General features: G+C 61.0%; 20 protein-coding genes. 8 read left to right on the top strand and 12 right to left on the bottom strand.

Annotation, left to right across the window (positions count from 1 at the left end; all coding sequences use genetic code 11):
• Window positions 1–4 precede the first annotated feature (4 nt).
• Window positions 5–1,216 (bottom strand): hypothetical protein, encoded by a 1,212-nt coding sequence (locus RA29_RS21850; protein WP_052249562.1) that lies wholly within the window; start codon window positions 1,214–1,216, stop codon window positions 5–7.
• A 70-nt stretch (window positions 1,217–1,286) separates the two neighbouring features.
• Window positions 1,287–1,955, bottom strand: a complete 669-nt coding sequence (locus RA29_RS08915) for a uroporphyrinogen-III synthase (protein ID WP_052249561.1) — start codon at window positions 1,953–1,955, stop codon at window positions 1,287–1,289.
• An 86-nt stretch (window positions 1,956–2,041) separates the two neighbouring features.
• Here RA29_RS08915 and tsaD point away from each other — a divergent pair, with 86 nt between their 5' ends.
• From tsaD to RA29_RS08890, 5 genes are all read left to right on the top strand, one after another.
• Window positions 2,042–3,136, top strand: coding sequence for a tRNA (adenosine(37)-N6)-threonylcarbamoyltransferase complex transferase subunit TsaD (gene tsaD / locus RA29_RS08910; protein ID WP_039685051.1), 1,095 nt, complete (start codon window positions 2,042–2,044; stop codon window positions 3,134–3,136).
• On the top strand, window positions 3,133–4,080 hold the full coding sequence (locus tag RA29_RS08905) for an NAD(P)H-dependent glycerol-3-phosphate dehydrogenase (RefSeq protein WP_039685049.1): 948 nt from the start codon (window positions 3,133–3,135) through the stop codon (window positions 4,078–4,080). The genes tsaD and RA29_RS08905 overlap by 4 nt, the downstream gene beginning before the upstream one ends.
• Window position 4,081: 1 nt before the next feature.
• Window positions 4,082–4,357 (top strand): YciI family protein, encoded by a 276-nt coding sequence (locus tag RA29_RS08900; RefSeq protein WP_039685048.1) that lies wholly within the window; start codon window positions 4,082–4,084, stop codon window positions 4,355–4,357.
• A complete protein-coding gene (locus RA29_RS08895; RefSeq protein ID WP_039685046.1) occupies window positions 4,354–4,773 on the top strand; it encodes an EVE domain-containing protein in 420 nt (139 codons plus the stop codon). The genes RA29_RS08900 and RA29_RS08895 overlap by 4 nt, the downstream gene beginning before the upstream one ends.
• A gap of 65 nt (window positions 4,774–4,838) precedes the next feature.
• Window positions 4,839–5,237 (top strand): DUF1761 domain-containing protein, encoded by a 399-nt coding sequence (locus RA29_RS08890; RefSeq protein WP_039685044.1) that lies wholly within the window; start codon window positions 4,839–4,841, stop codon window positions 5,235–5,237.
• Window positions 5,238–5,467: 230 nt separating this feature from the next.
• Here the strand turns inward: RA29_RS08890 and RA29_RS08885 are convergent, their stop codons facing one another.
• The 8 genes from RA29_RS08885 to rpsT form a co-directional block, all read right to left on the bottom strand.
• Window positions 5,468–5,809: a DUF2853 family protein gene (locus tag RA29_RS08885; RefSeq protein WP_039685042.1), complete on the bottom strand. Its 342-nt coding sequence runs from the start codon at window positions 5,807–5,809 to the stop codon at window positions 5,468–5,470.
• Window positions 5,810–5,967: 158 nt separating this feature from the next.
• A complete protein-coding gene (locus RA29_RS08880) occupies window positions 5,968–6,339 on the bottom strand; it encodes a hypothetical protein (protein WP_039685040.1) in 372 nt (123 codons plus the stop codon).
• Between the two features lie 226 nt (window positions 6,340–6,565).
• Window positions 6,566–7,255: a nitroreductase family protein gene (locus RA29_RS08875; RefSeq protein ID WP_039685038.1), complete on the bottom strand. Its 690-nt coding sequence runs from the start codon at window positions 7,253–7,255 to the stop codon at window positions 6,566–6,568.
• Window positions 7,256–7,377: 122 nt separating this feature from the next.
• Window positions 7,378–9,795 (bottom strand): DNA topoisomerase (ATP-hydrolyzing) subunit B, encoded by a 2,418-nt coding sequence (gene gyrB, locus RA29_RS08870; protein ID WP_039685036.1) that lies wholly within the window; start codon window positions 9,793–9,795, stop codon window positions 7,378–7,380.
• 99 nt (window positions 9,796–9,894) lie between these two features.
• Complete coding sequence (gene recF, locus RA29_RS08865; protein ID WP_152612973.1) at window positions 9,895–10,998, bottom strand: DNA replication/repair protein RecF; 1,104 nt, start codon at window positions 10,996–10,998, stop codon at window positions 9,895–9,897.
• A gap of 47 nt (window positions 10,999–11,045) precedes the next feature.
• Entirely contained in the window at window positions 11,046–12,164 is a 1,119-nt protein-coding gene (dnaN, locus tag RA29_RS08860) for a DNA polymerase III subunit beta (protein WP_039685032.1), read from the bottom strand.
• Between the two features lie 169 nt (window positions 12,165–12,333).
• Window positions 12,334–13,698: a chromosomal replication initiator protein DnaA gene (gene dnaA, locus RA29_RS08855; protein ID WP_039685030.1), complete on the bottom strand. Its 1,365-nt coding sequence runs from the start codon at window positions 13,696–13,698 to the stop codon at window positions 12,334–12,336.
• 497 nt (window positions 13,699–14,195) lie between these two features.
• Complete coding sequence (rpsT, locus tag RA29_RS08850) at window positions 14,196–14,459, bottom strand: 30S ribosomal protein S20 (RefSeq protein WP_039685028.1); 264 nt, start codon at window positions 14,457–14,459, stop codon at window positions 14,196–14,198.
• Between the two features lie 165 nt (window positions 14,460–14,624).
• Between rpsT and RA29_RS22835 the strand changes: the two genes are divergently transcribed.
• Window positions 14,625–14,810 (top strand): hypothetical protein, encoded by a 186-nt coding sequence (locus RA29_RS22835; protein ID WP_152612972.1) that lies wholly within the window; start codon window positions 14,625–14,627, stop codon window positions 14,808–14,810.
• 3 nt (window positions 14,811–14,813) lie between these two features.
• Here RA29_RS22835 and RA29_RS08845 read toward each other — a convergent pair whose 3' ends face one another.
• On the bottom strand, window positions 14,814–15,590 hold the full coding sequence (locus RA29_RS08845) for an enoyl-CoA hydratase (protein ID WP_039685026.1): 777 nt from the start codon (window positions 15,588–15,590) through the stop codon (window positions 14,814–14,816).
• Between the two features lie 64 nt (window positions 15,591–15,654).
• Window positions 15,655–16,506, bottom strand: coding sequence for a bifunctional DNA-formamidopyrimidine glycosylase/DNA-(apurinic or apyrimidinic site) lyase (gene mutM / locus RA29_RS08840; RefSeq protein WP_039685024.1), 852 nt, complete (start codon window positions 16,504–16,506; stop codon window positions 15,655–15,657).
• 93 nt (window positions 16,507–16,599) lie between these two features.
• Between mutM and ubiE the strand changes: the two genes are divergently transcribed.
• Together ubiE and ubiB are read left to right on the top strand one after the other, a co-directional pair.
• Window positions 16,600–17,346 (top strand): bifunctional demethylmenaquinone methyltransferase/2-methoxy-6-polyprenyl-1,4-benzoquinol methylase UbiE, encoded by a 747-nt coding sequence (ubiE, locus tag RA29_RS08835; RefSeq protein ID WP_039685022.1) that lies wholly within the window; start codon window positions 16,600–16,602, stop codon window positions 17,344–17,346.
• A 97-nt stretch (window positions 17,347–17,443) separates the two neighbouring features.
• Window positions 17,444–18,976, top strand: coding sequence for a 2-polyprenylphenol 6-hydroxylase (ubiB, locus tag RA29_RS08830; RefSeq protein ID WP_039685021.1), 1,533 nt, complete (start codon window positions 17,444–17,446; stop codon window positions 18,974–18,976).
• Window positions 18,977–19,012: the final 36 nt, after the last annotated feature.

Genomic DNA, 19,012 nt, shown 5'->3' with positions numbered 1-19,012 from the left:
CCCTTTAGAGTGCCGACAGGCGTTGCGCCAATGCGTTTGCGGCCGTGACCGCGTCGTGACGCAGTTGCGCCTGTTCCAACCACGGCCCGAGGGCCGCTTTCGCTGCGTCGGGCAGCGCGTCTGTTTCTGCTAGCGCATCGCCCAGACGTCCGTCGCGCGTGGCTGCTTCGATACGGGACAGCACGGCGTCGGGGTCTGATCCTTCCTGGGGCAGGATCGACCGCGTGCCAAGTTGCCGTTCAAAAAAGGCACCGAGCCCGCCGGACCCATCCGCCTGCCGCGCTGCTGAAAGTGCATCGCGTGCGGCATCGGGGATGCTGGCCTGCAGTGCAGACAGCGGTTGAACCCCGTCTGCGGAGGTTGTGCGCAGAACCTCGGGAATGTCCGACACACCAGCCTGCTGCAGATCGCCCAGTGGGGCAGCAAAGGGTCCGCCATTGTCTACGGCAGCCATCACCCGGTTCATCGCAGCGCGCGCTAGCGTGGCCGAGGCGGCAGCATCGGCGTTTTCGCGGGCAAGCCGGGCATCAGAGAGCAGGCGGTCAATCTCTTCCTGTTGCGCCGCTGCTGTTCCGCGCAGGTCTGCAAGTGCGGCATCAATGGCTTCATCCGGTACGACCGCCCCCGTGGCCGGACGGTCCGCAAGCGCATCAATGCGACCCGTCAGATCGGCGATCTGCTGTTCCAGCGGTCCAAGGTCGGTTGGGGCGGCACCGCTCTGGTCCTGCACTTGGGTGCGCAGCAGAGAGATGTCAGAGGTTGCTTCATTCAGTTGCGCGCTCAGGTCGGCAACGGTGTTGTTCAGTTCCGCGACCAGTTCCGGATCAGCCGTCGCGCGCGGTGGAAAGATCGGGTCGAGGATGTCGGTCCGCCCTGCAATGAAACCAGCCAGCGCGGTGATCACGCCCGCAAAGACAAGCGGCAAGGCGCTCCTGCGTTCCGGTTGGGGTTGCGGCGGCGGTGGCGCAACCACATTTTCAGGCTCAGGCTCAGGCTCAGCTTGGACTATCAGTTCGTCCTGATCTTTGGCGTCGTCGGTTGCAGTTTTCGGATCGACGTCCTCGGCTTCAAGGTCGACCGCTTCGGTCGCTGCGACATCGGGCGTCAGGTCCGTACCTTGTGTCGCCTCTTCGATCTTCTTCGGGTCAGCAGCGTCAGTATTGTCGGCTGCCGTGTCTTTCTGGGGCCCCTTTTCCGGACTTTTGCGTTTGGCCAAGGAACTCCCCTTCCGATTCTTCCGTGCGGTTTTACACCGCTTTAAACTCTACAGCGCGCCCACGCGCCCCTCAACCCGAACTGATGGCCCACCGGATTGCGTCATACATCGCGTCCGCATCCGGGCGGTCAGCCACGCTTTGCACGTCCAGCGGGTGCGCCGCTTTGGCGACCGCCGCGCTTAGCGCGATCACGTGTAGGCATGTGGTCCGTGGCGCCTGTTTGACAAATTCCATAGCCGTGCGGGGAGAGAAAAGGGGGACAATCGTCGCGTCACCCGCGATCAAGACGTCCTGTGCCACTTTGTTGAGCGGTTGCGGCACCTGATCGTAGACAATCGCATCTGTCACGGTGTGGCCCGCCTTGGATAAACGCCCGGCAATGTGGCCGCGCGTGTGACGTCCGCGAATATGAATAAGTTGATGGTCGGGAGGATGTCCCGAAATTTGCGCGACCAGCGCATCCGCGTCCTGCCCTGCCATTTGCGCGGCCCATCCATGTGCACTTGCCTGAGCCGTCGTGCGGGCGCCCACGCAATAGGCCGTGCGCCCTGCGCCGTCGGGAGCATATCGCACACCGTTTGATGACGTGAAGATTGCCGCCGCATCCGGTGCGAGCCGCGGCGTATGATCGACTGGTTCGATCCGCAGAAGGGGGCTGAACACGGGGGTGACCCTGACCGCCAGATCGTCCGGCATCTCATCCACGAACCGCTGCGATGCGGCCAGCGGGCGGGTCATCAACAGAGTGACCGGAGAGAGAGGTGCATTGTTCGCCACGGCTTATGCTGTTACCCCGCACGCGCCTTTGGTGCAACGGATGGGCCATGACGCAAGCCGTGACAGTTCTGGGGATCGAAAGCAGCTGCGATGACACCGCAGCGGCTGTGGTGCGTGGCGTGCCGGGTGACATGACAGTCCTGTCGTCGGTGGTGTTCGGTCAATCCGAGCTGCACGCCGACTTCGGTGGTGTGGTGCCCGAGATCGCCGCCCGCGCCCATGCCGAGCGCTTGGATGTCAGTGTCGCCGGTGCGCTGGAGCAGGCGGGCGTTTCGCTGGCGGATATTGACGCCATCGCGGCCACTTGCGGTCCGGGCCTGATCGGTGGCGTTGTTGCGGGTGTGATGACGGCCAAGGGGCTGTCCGCCGCGACTGGTAAGCCGCTTTACGGGATCAACCACCTTGCGGGGCACGCGCTGACGCCGCGGTTGTCCGATGGCATTCCCTTCTCCTACCTGATGCTTCTGGTGTCGGGCGGGCACTGTCAGTTTCTGTTGGCGCATGGGCCCGATGATTTCACACGCCTTGGCGGCACCATTGACGACGCGCCCGGCGAAGCCTTTGACAAGGTCGCGCGGCTGATCGGGTTGGGTCAGCCGGGCGGCCCAGCGGTCGAGGCTGCGGCCCGTGACGGTGATCCGGCCCGTTTTGCATTTCCGCGTCCGCTTGCCAACAAACCCGGCTGCGATCTGAGCTTTTCCGGGTTGAAGACAGCGGTGCTGCGTGCGCGGGATGATATCGTCGCGGGCCAAGCGGGTTTGACGGTGCAGGATCAGGCGGATTTGGCAGCGTCGTTTCAGGCGGCGGTCGCAGACAGTCTGGCGGGCAAGACACGGCGGGCGTTGGCCGCCTATCTCGACCTTGCACCCGCGCAACCGACACTTTGTGTGGCGGGTGGTGTGGCGGCAAATATGACCATTCGCGCTTTGTTAGAGACTGTTTGTGCCGAAGCACATGTCGCTTTCAACGCCCCGCCTCTGGCGCTGTGTACGGACAATGCCGCGATGATCGCGGCGGCAGCCATTGAACAGATGCCCTACCGGCACCCGGATGGTATGGACCTGTCGGCGCGTCCGCGTATGCCGCTTGATACGAAAAGCGCGGCGATGCTCGGGTCGGGCAAGAAAGGGGCCAAGGCGTGAGCGTTGCTGTGATCGGCGCAGGCGCGTTCGGCACGGCGTTGGCGGTCGCGCTGGCGTCAAAAGGGCCGGTGACTTTGTGGGCGCGCAACCCGGAACATACCGCTGCCATGCGAGACACCCGACAGAATTCGCATCGACTGCCGGGCGTCGATTTGCCAGATGAAATCACCGTTTCGGCCGAGTTAGAGACTGTTTTGGGCTGTGATACGCTCTTGTTTGCAGTGCCTACACAGAGGCTACGCGTGTTTTCTGCCGACCTCGACCTGTCGGGCCATATCGCAGTTGCCTGCTGCAAGGGTATTGAAGTGACAACCGGGGTCGGACCGACCTCGATACTGGCTGGTGCGCGCCATGTTGCGGCGCTGACCGGTCCAAGCTTTGCCGACGACATCGCGCGCGGATTGCCGACGGCCCTGACACTGGCCTGCGCTGACCGCCAGGTTGCCGAAACGCTGCAAACACAGCTTTCTACGCCAAAACTGCGCCTCTACCGCGCGTCGGACGTGATCGGGGCAGAACTGGGTGGTGCGCTGAAGAATGTCATCGCTATCGGGTGCGGTGCCGTCATGGGCGCGGGTCTGGGTGACAGCGCACGCGCCGCTCTGCTCACCCGAGGATTTGCGGAGATGCAGCGCGTTGCCGTGGCGCTGGGCGCGCAGCCCGAGACGTTGATGGGGTTGAGCGGATTGGGCGACCTGACGCTCACCTGCACCTCGGACAAGTCGCGCAACTACCGTCTGGGTCTTGCCCTTGGCGCGGGAACGGAATTTGATGCGGCCATTACGGTCGAAGGGGCCGGGACGGCGCGGGCTTTGCGCGGTGTCGCCGCCAAGCACGGTCTGGACCTGCCCATTTGCGCCACGGTCGCGGATCTGGTGGATGACAAGGTGAATGTACCCGGTGCGATGGCCCGTTTGATGGCCCGCCCGCTGAAGGAGGAATGACATGCTTTTTGCCCTGATGGCCTTTGACAAAGAGGGCGCGCTGGATGTCCGGATGGAGAATCGACCGGCGCATCTGGAGTATCTCGACAGCACGGGCGTCGTGAAACAGGCGGGGCCTTTCCTGGATGGCGAAGGCAATCCCTGTGGATCGCTGATCGTACTGGATGTGGCCGATATGGAGGCCGCCCAAAGCTGGGCAGATAATGATCCCTACGCCAAGGCGGGCCTGTTTCGCGACGTGCAGATCAAGGCGTGGAAACAGGTGATCGGGGCATGAGGTACTGGCTGTTCAAATCCGAGCCGTCGACCTGGAGCTGGGACCAGCAGGTGGCCAAGGGCGACGCGGGCGAAGAATGGGATGGCGTCCGCAACTACCAGGCCCGCAACTTCATGCGCGAGATGAAGGTGGGGGACCGGGGTTTCTTTTACCACTCGCAGACCGAAAAGGCGGTGGTCGGCATTGTTGAGGTGATCGCCGAGGCGCATCCGGATAGCACGATCGACGACGCGCGCTGGGAATGTGTGGATATCAAGGCGATTGGTCCTGTGCAGACACCGGTCACGCTTGAGATGGTCAAGGCGGATCCTCGGCTGGAAGAGATGGCTCTGATCCGCAACTCTCGCCTGTCGGTGCAGCCGGTGACTGACGCCGAATGGGCCGTCGTGTGTGAAATGGCGGGCGTAGACCCTTAAACGCTTTGGATTTTTCCCATCGTCTGGCAACCTGTTGGCATAAATAGCCAACGAATGAGGGACAAATGGGATTTTTAGCTGTTTTGGCGGCGGGCGTCGCCGGATTCATGTTCGGAGCGATCTGGTACACCGTGCTGGCCAAGCCATGGATGGCCGTTTCGGGCGTGCCGCTGAACGACGCAGGGGACGCTCCGGCGAACCAGTCAAATCCAATTCCCTATATCACAAGCATCGTCGGCGCGATCCTGGTGGCGGGTATGATGCGCCACGTCTTTGTGCTGAGTGGCGTTGACAGCTTTGGTGAAGGGCTGGTGTCCGGCTTTGGGATCGGACTGTTCCTTGTCACCCCGTGGATTGCGACATTCTATGCCTTTGGCGCGCGGCCCTTCCGTCTGGCGCTGATTGACGGCGGGTATGCCACGTTCGGTTGCACTATCATCGGTGCGGTGCTGACGTTGTTCTAGAAAAAAGGGTTCTGACCCGGATCGGTCAGAACCCCCCTTTCACCCCGGTGCACACTCCCACGAGCCACCGCAAGTCAACTGAATATCGGGTCTGACCTTCTGGTCTGATCACCCACCTTACTACCAGAGAGGGTGAGATATTTCCATTTTATAGTACGTTTCATTCGAGCAAAAAATGAAACACCCGCTTAAAGCGGGTGTCCGGTTCGTTAACGCTGCAAGCGCAGAAATCAGGCGTAGACGCTCTCTTTGCCGAAGTGCTTGGTCAGCATGTAGTAGACAACGGCGCGGTACTTGTTGCGCTCGGACTTGCCGTAGGTTTCGATGACCGACGCAATCGCTTCATCCAACTTCGGACCGTCCGCAAGGCCCAGCTTCTTGATCAGGAAGTTGTTCTTGACCGTTTCCAACTCGCTCGGCTGGCTGGACGCCACTGTCGATGCGTCGGCGTCGTAGATCGACGGACCGCATCCGATTGTCACCTTGGTCAGCAAATCTATGTCCGGCGTCATGCCGCACTTGTTCTTCAGATCATCCGCATATTGCGCGATCAGATCGTCACGTTTGCCCATATTCTCTCTCCCACCGTTTGGACTTTGGTCGCCCTGCGCGACCTTGGACGGGAGCGTAGTGCAGCAAAGGTGCCAAAACAAAGGAAAAAGTTGACCTGCTTTTCCCCGTAAGCCGGGGTGGCAAACACATGCTCACCACCCCGGAAGGTATCCGTAGCTTACCCTGTGCTTTGAAACGGCAACCATCCCGGTCCCTTGGCGTGGCGCGCCTGCTCTACCCATTCCGGTGAAAAGGCACGCTCGAAAATCTGCGGGTACCCATGAACCAGCATGTTCATGCACACCAGCGCGGCTGAGATGCCGACAAGCTTTGCCGTGACATGCAGGCGGGATGTCATGCTGAACACCATGCGCAGCCAGAAAAAAGCGATAAAGAACGCAAAGAACCCGTCGACGGCCATAACAAGGTTGGGGTTCACGCTGACGTCAGGCAATCCCTGACTGTGAAACATCGCATATCGCGCGAGGATAACGGAAAAGAACCCGATAAGCCCCGCCGCCAATAGCGAGATGGCAAAGCCGACATCCATTGCCCAACCTGTCCCGTCAGATCGATTTTGCCTGAAAATCAAGCTCTTGCGCTGTACATGTTTCTCTTCAAGGCGCGCTAAGCGTTCAACGAAAACCTCGTCCTGCCACGTCATGATGTGACTCCGTCATTAACCAAATACACAAAACGGGTTTGACGCTGATCCGCGGCAAGAAAGGGGCAGAGGTAAGAAATTGTTGCGATTTTGCAGACAATGCCGCCCTGGTTCAGCGGATTGTCAGGATGTCCTGTAGCGGCTTCTTCATCTTGGCAACGGCGGGCACGGTGGCCGTTTCGGCTGCATGACCAACGGCGATGATCATGGTCGCCTTTTCGCTTTCCGGTCGGTCCAGCAGATCACCAAGGAACTTCATCGGGTTCGGCGTGTGCGTCAGTGTCACCAGCCCTGCCGTATGCAGCGCGGTCAGCAGCATGCCTGTCGCAATCCCGACGCTTTCCGGGACGTAGTAATTCTTGTACCGCGTGCCATCGTCAAACATCCCGTAGCGCTGGGCAAAGACCACGATCAGCCACGGCGCATCCTCAAGATGCGGCTTGTCGGCATTGGTGCCGATGGGTTCCAGCGCCTTGATCCATTCGTCGCTGGCGCCGCCATCGTAGAACTTGCGCTCTTCTTCCTCGGCCGCCTCGCGGATCTGGCGTTTGATGGCCGGATCGCTGATCGCCACGAAATGCCAGGGCTGGTGATTGGCACCGGACGGCGCCGTACCGGCGGCGGCGACGCAGGCTTCAATGACCTCTTGGGCGACAGGCCGGGTGGAGTAGTCGCGCACGGTATGTCGCTGGGCCATGAAGTCGCGGAAGTCTTCGACCCGTTTCAGCATCTCGGCGTCGCTTAACTCCTGCCGATCCGGCAGGGGCAGTTGGCGGTATTCGAGTTTTTCTTTGGAAAACATGAATGGCTCTCGATCACGTCTAACATGATGCGCAAAGGGCGGGGCCGTCACGCGGGGTGGTGCGATAGCGCCGCCGCAGGGGGGCGTGACGGCGCTGCCCGGCGGTGCCGCCGGGCGTGGGATTAGAAATCCAGGTTTTCCACGCTCAGTGCATTCTGCTGGATGAACTCGCGGCGCGGTTCGACAACGTCGCCCATCAGCTTGGTGAACAGATCGTCGGCTTCGGCCATGTCATCCACCTGCACCTGCAACAGCGTGCGCGCATCTGGATCCAGCGTGGTTTCCCACAGTTGATCCGGATTCATCTCGCCCAGACCCTTGTAGCGTTGCAGGGACAGGCCGCGCTCGCCTTCCTCAAGGATTGCATCCAGCAGGTCCATCGGCCCCATGATCGCCTGCACCCGGTCCTTGCGGATCAAGGTAGCGGGCGTGCCATAGACATCTTGCAGCGATTGGGTGAAAGACCCGGTCTTGCGCGCCTCACCCGACCGCAGCATCGGCCCGTCAAGCGTCCGCACTTCTTCCACACCACGCAGGATGCGCGCCAGACGCACGCCCTTGTCCTGCGTGATCCGACCTTGCCAACCACGCTCCCATTCCAGAGCGATCAGATTCAGCCGTTCGGCCACCTTGTCAGCCACGCCTTGCAGGTCGCTGTCGACCGCACCGGGCACGAATGCGCCCGCAATGGCCGCCTGTTCCAGAATGTGGCGCGGGTAGTGCGTGGGGAAGGCTTGCAGCACGCGCTTGAGTTGGCGCGCTTCTTCGACCACGCGGACGAGGTCCTGGCCTACGATCTCCTCGCCATTGCCCTGCCGCAGCATCGCGCCATCGGTACCCTGTTCGACAAGGTAGTCGTCGAGCGCGGTCTGGTCCTTCAGATACACCTCGGACTTGCCGCGCGATACTTTGTAGAGCGGCGGTTGCGCGATGTAGAGATACCCGCCTTCGATCAGCTCCGGCATCTGCCGGTAGAAGAAGGTGAGCAAGAGCGTGCGAATGTGTGCGCCATCCACGTCGGCGTCCGTCATGATGACGATCTTGTGGTAGCGCAGTTTCGAGATGTCGAATTCATCGCGCCCGATCCCGGTGCCCAGAGCCATGACAAGGTTGCCGATTTCCTGAGAGGACAGCATCCGATCGAAGCGCGCCCGCTCCACGTTAAGAATCTTGCCGCGCAGGGGCAGAACGGCCTGCGTGCGGCGGTCACGGCCTGTTTGAGCAGAGCCACCCGCTGAGTCACCCTCGACAAGGAAGACTTCGGTTTTGCTGGGGTCCTTTTCCGAACAATCCTTCAGCTTGCCGGCAAGGTAGTTCACATCCATTGCCGTCTTGCGCCGCGTGAGTTCCCGCGCCTTCCGCGCCGCCTCGCGCGCCAGTGCGGCTTCGATGATCTTACCCACGATGATCTTGGCCTCGTTCGGGTTCTCTTCGAACCACTCGGCCAGCTTTTCGTTCATCAACCCTTCGACCGCCGGGCGCACTTCGGACGACACCAGCTTGTCCTTGGTCTGGGACGAGAATTTCGGATCCGGCACCTTCACCGACAGCACGCAAGTCAGCCCCTCGCGCGCATCATCGCCGGTGAAGTTCACCTTCTCCTTCTTCGCGATGCCGCTGGACTGGGCGTAGTTGTTGATCGTCCGCGTCAGCGCACCGCGGAAGCCCGCCATATGCGTGCCGCCATCGCGCTGCGGGATGTTGTTGGTAAAGGGTAGCACGTTCTCGTGGTAGCTGTCGTTCCACCACATCGCGACCTCGACCCCGATGTCGTCTTTTTCACCACTGACAAAGATCGGTTCGGGCATGACCGAGGACTTGGAGCGGTCGAGATACTTTACGAACTCCCGCACGCCGCCTTCGTAGTACAGCTCGGACTGCAGATGTTCGACGGGTCGTTCATCGACCAGAATGATCCGCACGCCGGAGTTCAGGAAAGCCAGCTCGCGCAGGCGTTTCTCCAGCGTGTCGAACGAGTATTCGAGGTTCGAAAAGGTATCGGTCGACGCCAGAAACCGAACCTCGGTCCCAGTGTGCCCATCGGCGTCGCCTACGACTTCCAGATGCTTGACCGTATCGCCGCGTTCAAACCGCGCGATATGCTCTTTGCCATCGCGCCAGATACGCAACTCAAGCCAGTCTGAAAGCGCGTTCACCACCGATACACCCACGCCGTGCAGACCGCCCGACACCTTGTAGGAATTCGAGTCAAACTTACCGCCGGCGTGCAGTTGGGTCATGATGACCTCGGCTGCCGACACGCCCTCTTCCTCGTGGATGCCGACCGGAATCCCACGCCCGTTGTCGCTGACCGACACGCTGGAATCCGCGTGAATTGTGACGGTCACGGCATCCGCATGACCTGCCAAGGCTTCGTCAATTCCGTTGTCGACAACCTCGTACACCATGTGGTGCAGACCGCTGCCATCATCGGTGTCACCGATATACATCCCCGGACGCTTGCGTACAGCTTCCAAGCCCTTGAGAACCTTGATGGAATCCGCGCCGTAATCTTCGGGATTTTGCTCGTTATCTGCCATAATCGGGCCCTTTGAGTGGTTCCGCAAAATATACCGTTTTCAACAGGGAATGTCACGCAACTGACACAAGATTTTGTGTGTCGGGACAGGAGGATGGGGCTAGTGCCGCGCCACCGCGCTGACCCCGTCATCTTCCGTCACTTCGACGTATTGCGCACGGTCGCCCAGACTGTCGAACAGCGCCGTTTCGGTGCCTGTCATCCAGGCTTGGGCCCCCAGCGCACAGATCTCATCGTAGAGAGCGGCCCGCCGGTCAGCATCCAGATGTGCGGCCACCTCATCCAGCAACAACAGCGGCGGCGCACCGAAATCCCGCGCCAAGGCCCGCGCGTTGGCGAGGATCAAAGAGACGAGCAACGCCTTCTGCTCTCCGGTGGAACAATCCTTTGCGGGAACACCCTTGGCTGCATAGACGCCATACAAATCCGCACGATGCGGCCCGATCAGCGTGCGCCCGGCGGCCAGGTCACGCGCGCGCGCCTGTGCCAGAGCTGCCCGCACGTCCTCCGCACTGTCCGGCATACCCAATTCACCCGGTTGCAGCGTCAGGTCCGCGGTAGGAAAAGCGGTCTGTGCTCCCGCCTGCGCGTCTGCCAACTCCGCCAACGCTTGCAATCGATTGGAGTGGATGGCTGCCCCCGTCTCGGCCATACGCTGTTCCAAGGCCGCATACCAATGTGCATCCCGCACCATGTCCTTGAGCAGTCGGTTGCGCTCGCGCATGGCCTTTTCGTAATCCAGCGACACCTGCGCATGGTCCGGAATGAACGACAATGTCATCCGATCCAGAAACCGCCGCCGCCCCTCTGCCCCTTCGATCCAAAGCCGGTCCATGGATGGGATCAGCCACAGGACGCGCGCGATGCGTCCCAACGCCGTTTGCGCTGCTGTCTTGCCGTCAATCTTCACCTGCCGGGCGGAACCAGCTTCGGACCAGGTTTCGACCTCATGCACCTGTTCCAGAGACCGCAAAACACCCGACAACTTCCAGCCAAGGGCTTCGGGGCGGCGGGTCATATCCTCGGCCGAGGATCGCCGGAGCCCGCGACCGGGTGAAAACAGGGACACGGCCTCAAGGATATTGGTCTTGCCCGCACCATTGGGGCCAAAGATGGCGACAGGCCGTGCGTCAAGCTCAAGCCGCGCCACCTTGTGCGATCTAAAATGCGAGAGGGTCAGAGCAGAAAGGGACAGTGCCATCACCGCCCCCTTCCCTGTTTCAAAAAAATCCCCGCCGGAGGCACGAAATCTTAGACGCGCATCGGCATGACGACATAGACCGCCGATTGGTCGGTGCCTTCGCGCATCAGGGTCGGATCGCCCGAAGAGTTGAACATGAAGACGGCGTTTTCGCGGTCTACCTGGGATGCAATCTCAAGCAGATACTTTGCGTTGAACCCAATCTCCAAACGTTCGTCACCATAGGCGACAGCCAGTTCTTCCTCGGCGGCGCCGCTGTCGGGTGCATTCACGGACAGGACCAGCCGGTCCTCATCCAATTGCAACTTTACCGCGCGCGAGCGTTCGGACGACACGGTTGCGACCCGATCAACCGCCTTGGCAAAGTCGGACGCATCCACTTCCAGCTTGCGGGTATTGCCCACCGGAATGACGCGCGTGTAGTCGGGGAACGTCCCGTCGATCACCTTCGATGTCAGCGTGATGTCGGGCGTGGCAAAGCGCACCTTCGTCTCGGACACTGACACGGCGATCTTCATCTCGTCATCGTCCAGCAGCTTGCGCAGCTCGCCCACGGTTTTGCGGGGTACGATCACGCCGGGCATGTCGCTGGCACCTTCGGGCAGATCGCTGTCGATCCGCGCTAGACGGTGGCCGTCAGTTGCCACACAGCGCAGTGCCTTGCCGTCATCGCCATCCGCGATGTGCATGTAGACGCCGTTCAGGTAGTACCGCGTCTCTTCCGTCGAAATCGCGAATTTCGATTTGTCGAACAGGCGGCGCAGCTTCGGCGCCTCGACCGAGAAATTCGACGCATATTCCGATGACGCCATGACCGGAAAATCTTCCTTGGGCAGCGTCGCGAGCGAGAAGTTCGAGCGCCCCGCCTCGACCGTCAAACGGCCAGCTGCGGTGTCGGCGGTCAGGGTGACAAGCGCGCCATCGGGCAGCTTGCGGACAATCTCGTGCAGGGTCGTGGCGGCGACAGTCGTGGCCCCTGCCCGCTCAACCTGTGCCGGGGCCTTGTCCACGACCTCGATGTCCAGGTCGGTGGCGCGGAAGGTCACGTCGGACCCCTCGGCCTCAATCAGCACGTTGGCAAGGATCGGGATGGTGTTGCGACGCTCGACCACGGACTGGGCCTGGCTCACCGCTTTCAGCAGCACACCGCGTTCGACACTGATCTTCATGGTCCGTCTCCCCACCTCTGTCCGGGACGGGCAGACTAGCCCAACCACAGCGCTTCACAAGCATTTTATTGCTTGTCGGGCGGGCAGACACCGACGTCAAGACGGGGCGCTGCGGAAAACGAAAAAGGGCGCCCTGTGGACGCCCCTCTGTGATTCTTTTGCGGCAGGTTTACGCCTCAAGCGCGCGGCGCAGCAGTTCCAGATCCTCGGCGATCTGGCCGTCGGACTGTTTCAACTCTTCGATCCGCTTCACACCGTGCATGACAGTGGTGTGGTCACGACCGCCAAAACGTCGGCCAATCTCGGGCAGGCTGCGGGACGTCATGTGCTTGGCCAGATACATCGCGACCTGACGCGGACGGGCATAGGCGCGCAGGCGCTTTGGGCCGATCATGTCGCTCAGGCGGATGTTGTAATGCTCGGACACCTTCCGCTGGATCTCCTCGACGGTGATCTTGCGTTCCGATGCGCGCAACACGTCGGCCAGACAATCCTGGGTCAGATCCATGTCGATCTTGCGGCCCACGAGTGAGGCGAATGCGAACAGACGGGTCAAAGCGCCTTCAAGCACGCGCACATTGGTCGAAATGCGGTGCGCGAGGAATTCCAGCACGCCGTCCTCGACGCGCAGATCGGGATAGGTCTCCATCTGCTGCTCGACCTTGGACTGCAGGATGCCCAGACGCAGTTCGTAGTCAGTCGGGTGCAGGTCCACGACCAGACCGCATTGCAGACGCGACTTCACGCGCTCTTCCAGGTCCTTGATCTCGCCCGGCGCGCGGTCGGCGCTGATGATGATCTGCTTGTTCTGGTCCACAAGCGCGTTGAAGGTGTGAAAGAATTCTTCCTGCGTGCTGTCCTTGCCCGCGATGAACTGGACGTCATCCACCATCAGCACATCGACAGACCGGAACATTTCTTTGAAGTCCATCATCTTGCGGTCGCGCAGCGCCTGGACAAAGCGGTACATGAACTGTTCTGCCGACAGATAGAGCACGTTCAGGTCAGGACGGCGGGTCTGCAATTCCCATGCAATGGCATGCATGAGGTGCGTTTTACCCAAGCCTACGCCACCGTACAGAAAAAGCGGGTTGAAGGTGACAGGCCCACCTTCGGCCACACGCTTGGCCGCTGCATGGGCCAATTCATTGGGCTTGCCGACGACGAAGCTGTCAAAGGTAAACCGCTTGTCGAGCGGCGCTGCCGTCAGGGCGGATTGCGCGGGTTTGACTGTCGCAGGTGCTGCGGGAGCCGGCGCAGGCGTATCAACAGCGCTTGGGCGCGCGCCGGAATTTGCAGCAACAGCAAAGCTGAGACGACGAATGCTGTCATCCTCAGACTTCAGCTCGTGCAGGATCAGGTCGGAAAAATTCTGGCTGACATAGTTGCCCAGGAAGTTCGTGGGCACATCAAAGGTGGCTATCCCGTCTTGCAGTCCCCGAAACTGCAGGGGCTCGATCCATGTTTTGTAATTATTTTGGCCTACCGTTTTGAGCAGCCGTTGTCTCAGCTGTCCCCATTTTTCTTGTGTCATGCGCGTCCAACCATCCCTTCTGCCATTTTCCTTCACTGGCGATCGATGGCCCGCCAGCACAGCCCGTCCCAAAACTCAGGGCGACCAAAACCAGACCACTGCCTACGGCGTGGCTTTGATCCGTTCGGATATTCACAGATGTGGCGCGCGCCGTCCCCTCTATGCCGGGTTTTCCGCACGTGCCGTCCGCACACCAAAATGTAAATGACAGGTCAGGCAGGCGCGGTTGCGCATGCTCCAATTCGGATCAGACTAGCTTCAGTCATCCCCTATCCACCCGCCACGCGCAGCATGTGTGCCCGGCGTCTGGCCTGTCCCCCCAAGGCGATTCCAAATCGCAGAACAGGGGTAGCAAGTTCGTGAGCAGGCCGTCCAGACAAAGTAAAACTTGACTCAGGAATCCGCCGAAAAGAATCTGCGCGCGCCTTGTTTTCATGGGAAAAACAAAAAAAGCGCCGCAAAATTGCGACGCTTTGGTGTTGCGCAAAAAACGCGCCTTAGCCCAGCGCTTTGACCCGGGCCGACAGGCGGGACATTTTCCGCGATGCCGTGTTCTTGTGGTACACACCCTTAGTCACACCGCGCATCAGCTCGGGCTGTGCGGCTTTCAGTGCGGCCGATGCTGCGTCCTTGTCACCCGAGGCGATCGCCTCTTCGACTTTGCGCAGGTAGGTGCGGATGCGCGAGCGACGCGCCTTGTTCACTGCGAAGCGTTTTTCGTTTTGACGGGCCCGCTTCTTGGCCTGAGGCGAATTTGCCATGCTTATCTCGTCCCAAATGGTTGGTGCGGTAGTTTCAGAAGTCGCGCATATGGGCGGTTTGCGGATTAGAGTCAACTGCCCTCAGCCCATGACCGACCTTGAATCACCAAAACGCCGCAGCCATGTGCTATAATCAACCACAGCGAGAAACTGACGGAGGAAGACATGACCCAACCCATGGCCACTGTTCAGCACGCCCGCGCGCTCTATCGCGCCCATGGTGACAAGGCCGAAGCGCACGCCGCCCAGAACGCCCGGGCAGCATCGGATGCAGGCAACTCGGCCGAGGCGGAAGACTGGCGCAAGATCCGCGCCACGATTCGCCAGTTGCGCGGCGCGAACCAGACCTGACCGCTACTTGTCGCGGAACTGCGCCTCGCGCTTGTCGAGGAAGGCCGCCATGCCTTCCTTCTGATCTTCGGTCGCGAACAGCGAATGGAACACGCGCCGTTCGAACAGCAGCCCCTCGCGCAGCGGCATTTCAAAGGACCGGTTGACGGCCTCCTTCACCGCCATGACTGAAATCATCGACTTCTCGGCGATCTTCTCGGCGGCGGCCATCGCCTCGTCCATCAGCTTCTTGGCCGGGACCACGCGGCTGACGAGGCCCGAGCGTTCCGCCTCTTCCGCATCCATGAAGCGGCCGGTCAGGTTCATATCCATCGCCTTGGCCTTGCCCACGGCGCGGGTCAGGCGCTGCGTGCCACCGATCCCGGCCATGACGCCCAGGTTGATCTCGGGCTGGCCGAATTTCGCGGTATCTGACGCAATGATAAAGTCACACATCATCGCCAACTCGCAGCCCCCGCCCAGCGCGTAGCCGGACACAGCCGCGATCACCGGCTTGCGCACCCGCACAATGGCGTCGGTCTCAGGGCCAAACAGGTCCTCCGAAAACACCTCGGTAAAGGATTTGTCCTTCATCATCGCGATGTCGGCCCCGGCAGCGAACGCCTTTTCCGACCCGGTGATGACGATGCATCGCACCTTGTCATTGGTCTGGGCCGCCGCCATCGCGTCGGACAGTTCGGTCAGCAATTGATCGTTCAGGGCATTCAGCGCATCCGGCCGGTTCAGAGTGACCTTTGCAATATGGTCTTCCACGTCGACGATGATCGTCTCATAGGCCATGGGTTCGCTTTCATCAGTTGCGGTTCAAGGGGTCAGGGTTAACACGCGCGCGCCCCGTTTCAAGTCAAGATTGGCACGACCTGCAGTAGAAAGACGACCGCCCCGACTGCACGATCCGTGCCACGGTTTGCGAACATCCGGGTGTGCGACAGGGTTCGCCCTCGCGCCCGTAGACATCGAACCGATGTTGAAAATATCCAAGTTCTCCATCGGCTTGCCGGAAATCGCGCAGGGACGATCCCCCGGCCTCAATCGCCTCTGCCAGTACATCGCGAATGATCGGGACAAGTGCTGCCACCCGTGCTTTCGAAATCCGCCCCGCCTTGCGCGTGGGCGAGATGCCCGCCCGAAAAAGCGCCTCACAGACATAGATATTGCCCAATCCCGCGACGATTCTCTGATCCAGCAGCGCGGATTTGACGGGCGTGTTCTTGCCCTTGAAGGCGGCGATCAGGTGATCCTCGTTGAACGCGTTGCCCAAGGGTTCCGGCCCCAGCACGGCCAGCAACTTGTGCTGTTCCGCTGTTGCTGTCTCTAACAGATCCATGGCGCCGAAGCGACGCGGATCGTTGAAGGTAACCCGTGCCCCATTGTCCATGTGCAGGACAACATGATCGTGCTTTTCTGGCGCCGGATGCTCATGCACAAACACCCCCAGCGGGTCGCCCGACACCAGCATCCGTCCCGACATCCCCAGATGGATCAGCAGCGTTTCGCCCGAGGCCAGATCAGCCAAAATATACTTCGACCGCCGCCGCAGCCCTAGCACCTGCTGCCCGCTCAACCGCTCTGCCATGCCAACCGGAAACGGCCATCGCAGATCGGGCCGGTTCACATCCGCTTGGGCAATCACGGCCCCTTCCATGGTGGGGGCAAGGCCGCGACGGACCGTCTCAACTTCGGGCAGTTCGGGCATGGAACGCAGACTCCTGCGGCGAAAGGGCCCCGTTGTGTATGCCCGCAGGCGGCCTATAACAAGGCCTGACAAAAGAGAAAGACGCCCCCGCCCATGACCGATGACAAGACCACGCATTTCGGGTTTGAGACCGTGCCTGAGAAGGAGAAGGCTGGGCGCGTGCAGGGTGTGTTCGGCTCCGTCGCCTCCAAGTACGACATTATGAACGACGTGATGAGCGTCGGCATCCACCGCATCTGGAAAGAGGCGATGATGGATTGGCTGGCTCCACGTGCCGGTCAAAAGCTGCTCGACGTGGCAGGCGGCACCGGCGACATCTCCTTCAAGTTCCTGAAACGCGCAGGCCACGGCCATGCCACCGTGCTGGACCTCACCGAACCCATGTTGGTCGAGGGTCGCAAACGGGCCGAGGCGGACAAGATGTCCGATAGCCTCGACTGGGTGGTCGGCGATGCGATGGCCCTGCCCTTCGACGACAACACGTTTGATGTCTACACGATCAGCTTTGGCATCCGGAACGTGACGCGGCCCCAAGAGGCGCTGAACGAAGCCTACCGCGTCCTGAAACCCGGCGGCCGCCTGATGGTGCTGGAGTTCAGCCAATTGCCCAATGACGGCATGCAAAAGCTCTATGATCTCTACAGTTTCAACGTGATCCCCCGCATGGGCCAGATCATCGCGAATGACCGCGACAGCTACCAGTACCTGGTCGAATCCATTCGCAAGTTCCCGGATCAGGAGACATTCCTGTCCATGGTCCGCGCCGCGGGGTTCGAGAATGCCAAGTACCGCAACCTGTCGATGGGCATTGCTTGCCTACATTCCGGATGGAAAATCTAATGATTTTTCAATATCTTGTGGTTAAGAAAGCGTTAAGCTCAAGTGTCCCCGCGGGGACACTTTCCAAACGGCCCTCTGTCCCCGCGGGGACAGCCCGGTGAAAGGCCCCCACAACATCATCCGCCTGATCCGCACAGGCGCAACGCTCGAACGCGCGGGCGCGATGAACGTCGTCCTCGATGCGTTCGAAGCGCCCCCTGCCCTGCGCATCGTGGCCAAGGCGCTCGCCAAACCGTTCCGCTGGCTGGGCTACAAGGGCGACCCGTCCATGCCGCCCGCCATCCGCGCGATCACGGCCCTCGGCCCCGCTTACATCAAGTTCGGCCAGATCCTCTCGACCCGCCCTGATGTGGTGGGTGATGAACTCGCCGTGCAACTCCGCGTCCTGCAGGACCAACTCCCCCCCTTCCCCGCCACCGATGCCAAGGCCGAGGTTGAGCGGGAACTCGGTGTGCCCACCGACACCCTCTTCTCCGAGTTCAGCGAACCCGTCGCCGCCGCCTCTATCGCGCAGGTCCACAAGGCCAAGCTGGCCGATGATGATAAGTACGTCGCCGTCAAAGTGCTCCGCCCCGGCATCGAAAAGGCGTTTCAGAAGGACATCGACGCCTTCTATTTCGCCGCCTCCATCGTCGAGTTGTTCGCCCCCGGCGCGCGGCGGCTCAAACCCGTGGACGTCATCGCCCATTTCGACGGCGTGGTGCAGGGCGAGTTGGACCTCCGCCTCGAATCCTCCGCCGCTGGTGAGTTCGCCGCCAACACCGAAAAAGACGAAGGGTTCCACCTGCCCAAAGTCCGCTGGGAGTATTCGGGCCGGCGCGTAATGACCCTCGAATGGGCCGACGGCGTGCCGATGGGCGACAATGCCGCAATCGACGCCGCAGGCCACGACCGCGTCCAACTGGGCGAACGGGTGCTCAAGCTGTTCCTCATGCACGCCCTGCGCGATGGTTACTTTCACGCCGACATGCATCAGGGCAACCTCAAGGTCGCCGCGAACGGAGACATCATCGCCTACGATTTCGGGATCATGGGGCACATCGATGAATACACCCGCCGCGTCTATGCAGAGATCCTGTTCGGCTTTATCCGCAAGGACTACAAGCGCGTGGCCGAGGTCCACTTCGAAGCGGGCTACGTTCCAGCCGATAAAGACGTCGATGAATTCGCCCGCGCCCTACGCTCCGTGGGCGAGCCGATCTTCGGCATGGACGCCTCCAAGATCTCCATGGGCCGCCTGCTGGCCTACCTCTTCGAAGTGACCGAGCGCTTCGGCATGGAAACCCGGACCGAACTGATCCTGCTACAACGCACAATGGTGGTGGTCGAGGGCGTCGCCCGCTCACTCAGCCCAAACATCAACATCTGGCAGGTCGCCTCACCCGTGGTATCGGATTACATCCAGAAGTCCATCGGTCCCCGCGCTGTGGTCAGCGATCTCTACAAAACGGCGCGCGTCCTGACCCGCTTCGGCCCGCGCCTGCCGCGCCTGGTCGAACAGGCACTCATTGCGCAATCCAACCCGCAACCGCCCAAACGCAACGGGTTCTGGCGCTGGGTCACGCTGGCTGCAATTGCGGGACTGTTGGCCGGGGGCGGCCTCACGCTCCTCATCGAAGCTCTGGCCTAAGCCCCTTCCCTGTTTAAAAAAAATCCCGGGGTCTGG

The organism is Tateyamaria sp. ANG-S1 (assembly GCF_000814025.1).
GTDB lineage: Bacteria > Pseudomonadota > Alphaproteobacteria > Rhodobacterales > Rhodobacteraceae > Tateyamaria.
This window is presented reverse-complemented; position numbering and strand designations above follow the sequence as displayed.

Excerpts from the sequence above, each read along its gene's own strand:
- tsaD (WP_039685051.1), top strand. The coding sequence starts at position 2,042 with ATGACGCAAGCCGTGACAGTTCTGGGGATCGAAAGCAGCTGCGATGAC.
- RA29_RS08900 (WP_039685048.1), top strand. The coding sequence starts at position 4,082 with ATGCTTTTTGCCCTGATGGCCTTTGACAAAGAGGGCGCGCTGGATGTC.
- ubiE (WP_039685022.1), top strand. The coding sequence starts at position 16,600 with ATGACCGATGACAAGACCACGCATTTCGGGTTTGAGACCGTGCCTGAG.
- RA29_RS08875 (WP_039685038.1), bottom strand. The coding sequence starts at position 7,255 with ATGTTTTCCAAAGAAAAACTCGAATACCGCCAACTGCCCCTGCCGGAT.
- RA29_RS08915 (WP_052249561.1), bottom strand. The coding sequence starts at position 1,955 with ATGACCCGCCCGCTGGCCGCATCGCAGCGGTTCGTGGATGAGATGCCG.
- RA29_RS08885 (WP_039685042.1), bottom strand. The coding sequence starts at position 5,809 with ATGGGCAAACGTGACGATCTGATCGCGCAATATGCGGATGATCTGAAG.
- dnaN (WP_039685032.1), bottom strand. The coding sequence starts at position 12,164 with ATGAAGATCAGTGTCGAACGCGGTGTGCTGCTGAAAGCGGTGAGCCAG.
- RA29_RS08890 (WP_039685044.1), top strand. The coding sequence starts at position 4,839 with ATGGGATTTTTAGCTGTTTTGGCGGCGGGCGTCGCCGGATTCATGTTC.
- RA29_RS22835 (WP_152612972.1), top strand. The coding sequence starts at position 14,625 with ATGACCCAACCCATGGCCACTGTTCAGCACGCCCGCGCGCTCTATCGC.
- RA29_RS08895 (WP_039685046.1), top strand. The coding sequence starts at position 4,354 with ATGAGGTACTGGCTGTTCAAATCCGAGCCGTCGACCTGGAGCTGGGAC.
- RA29_RS08880 (WP_039685040.1), bottom strand. The coding sequence starts at position 6,339 with ATGGATGTCGGCTTTGCCATCTCGCTATTGGCGGCGGGGCTTATCGGG.
- RA29_RS08845 (WP_039685026.1), bottom strand. The coding sequence starts at position 15,590 with ATGGCCTATGAGACGATCATCGTCGACGTGGAAGACCATATTGCAAAG.
- gyrB (WP_039685036.1), bottom strand. The coding sequence starts at position 9,795 with ATGGCAGATAACGAGCAAAATCCCGAAGATTACGGCGCGGATTCCATC.
- dnaA (WP_039685030.1), bottom strand. The coding sequence starts at position 13,698 with ATGACACAAGAAAAATGGGGACAGCTGAGACAACGGCTGCTCAAAACG.
- rpsT (WP_039685028.1), bottom strand. The coding sequence starts at position 14,459 with ATGGCAAATTCGCCTCAGGCCAAGAAGCGGGCCCGTCAAAACGAAAAA.
- mutM (WP_039685024.1), bottom strand. The coding sequence starts at position 16,506 with ATGCCCGAACTGCCCGAAGTTGAGACGGTCCGTCGCGGCCTTGCCCCC.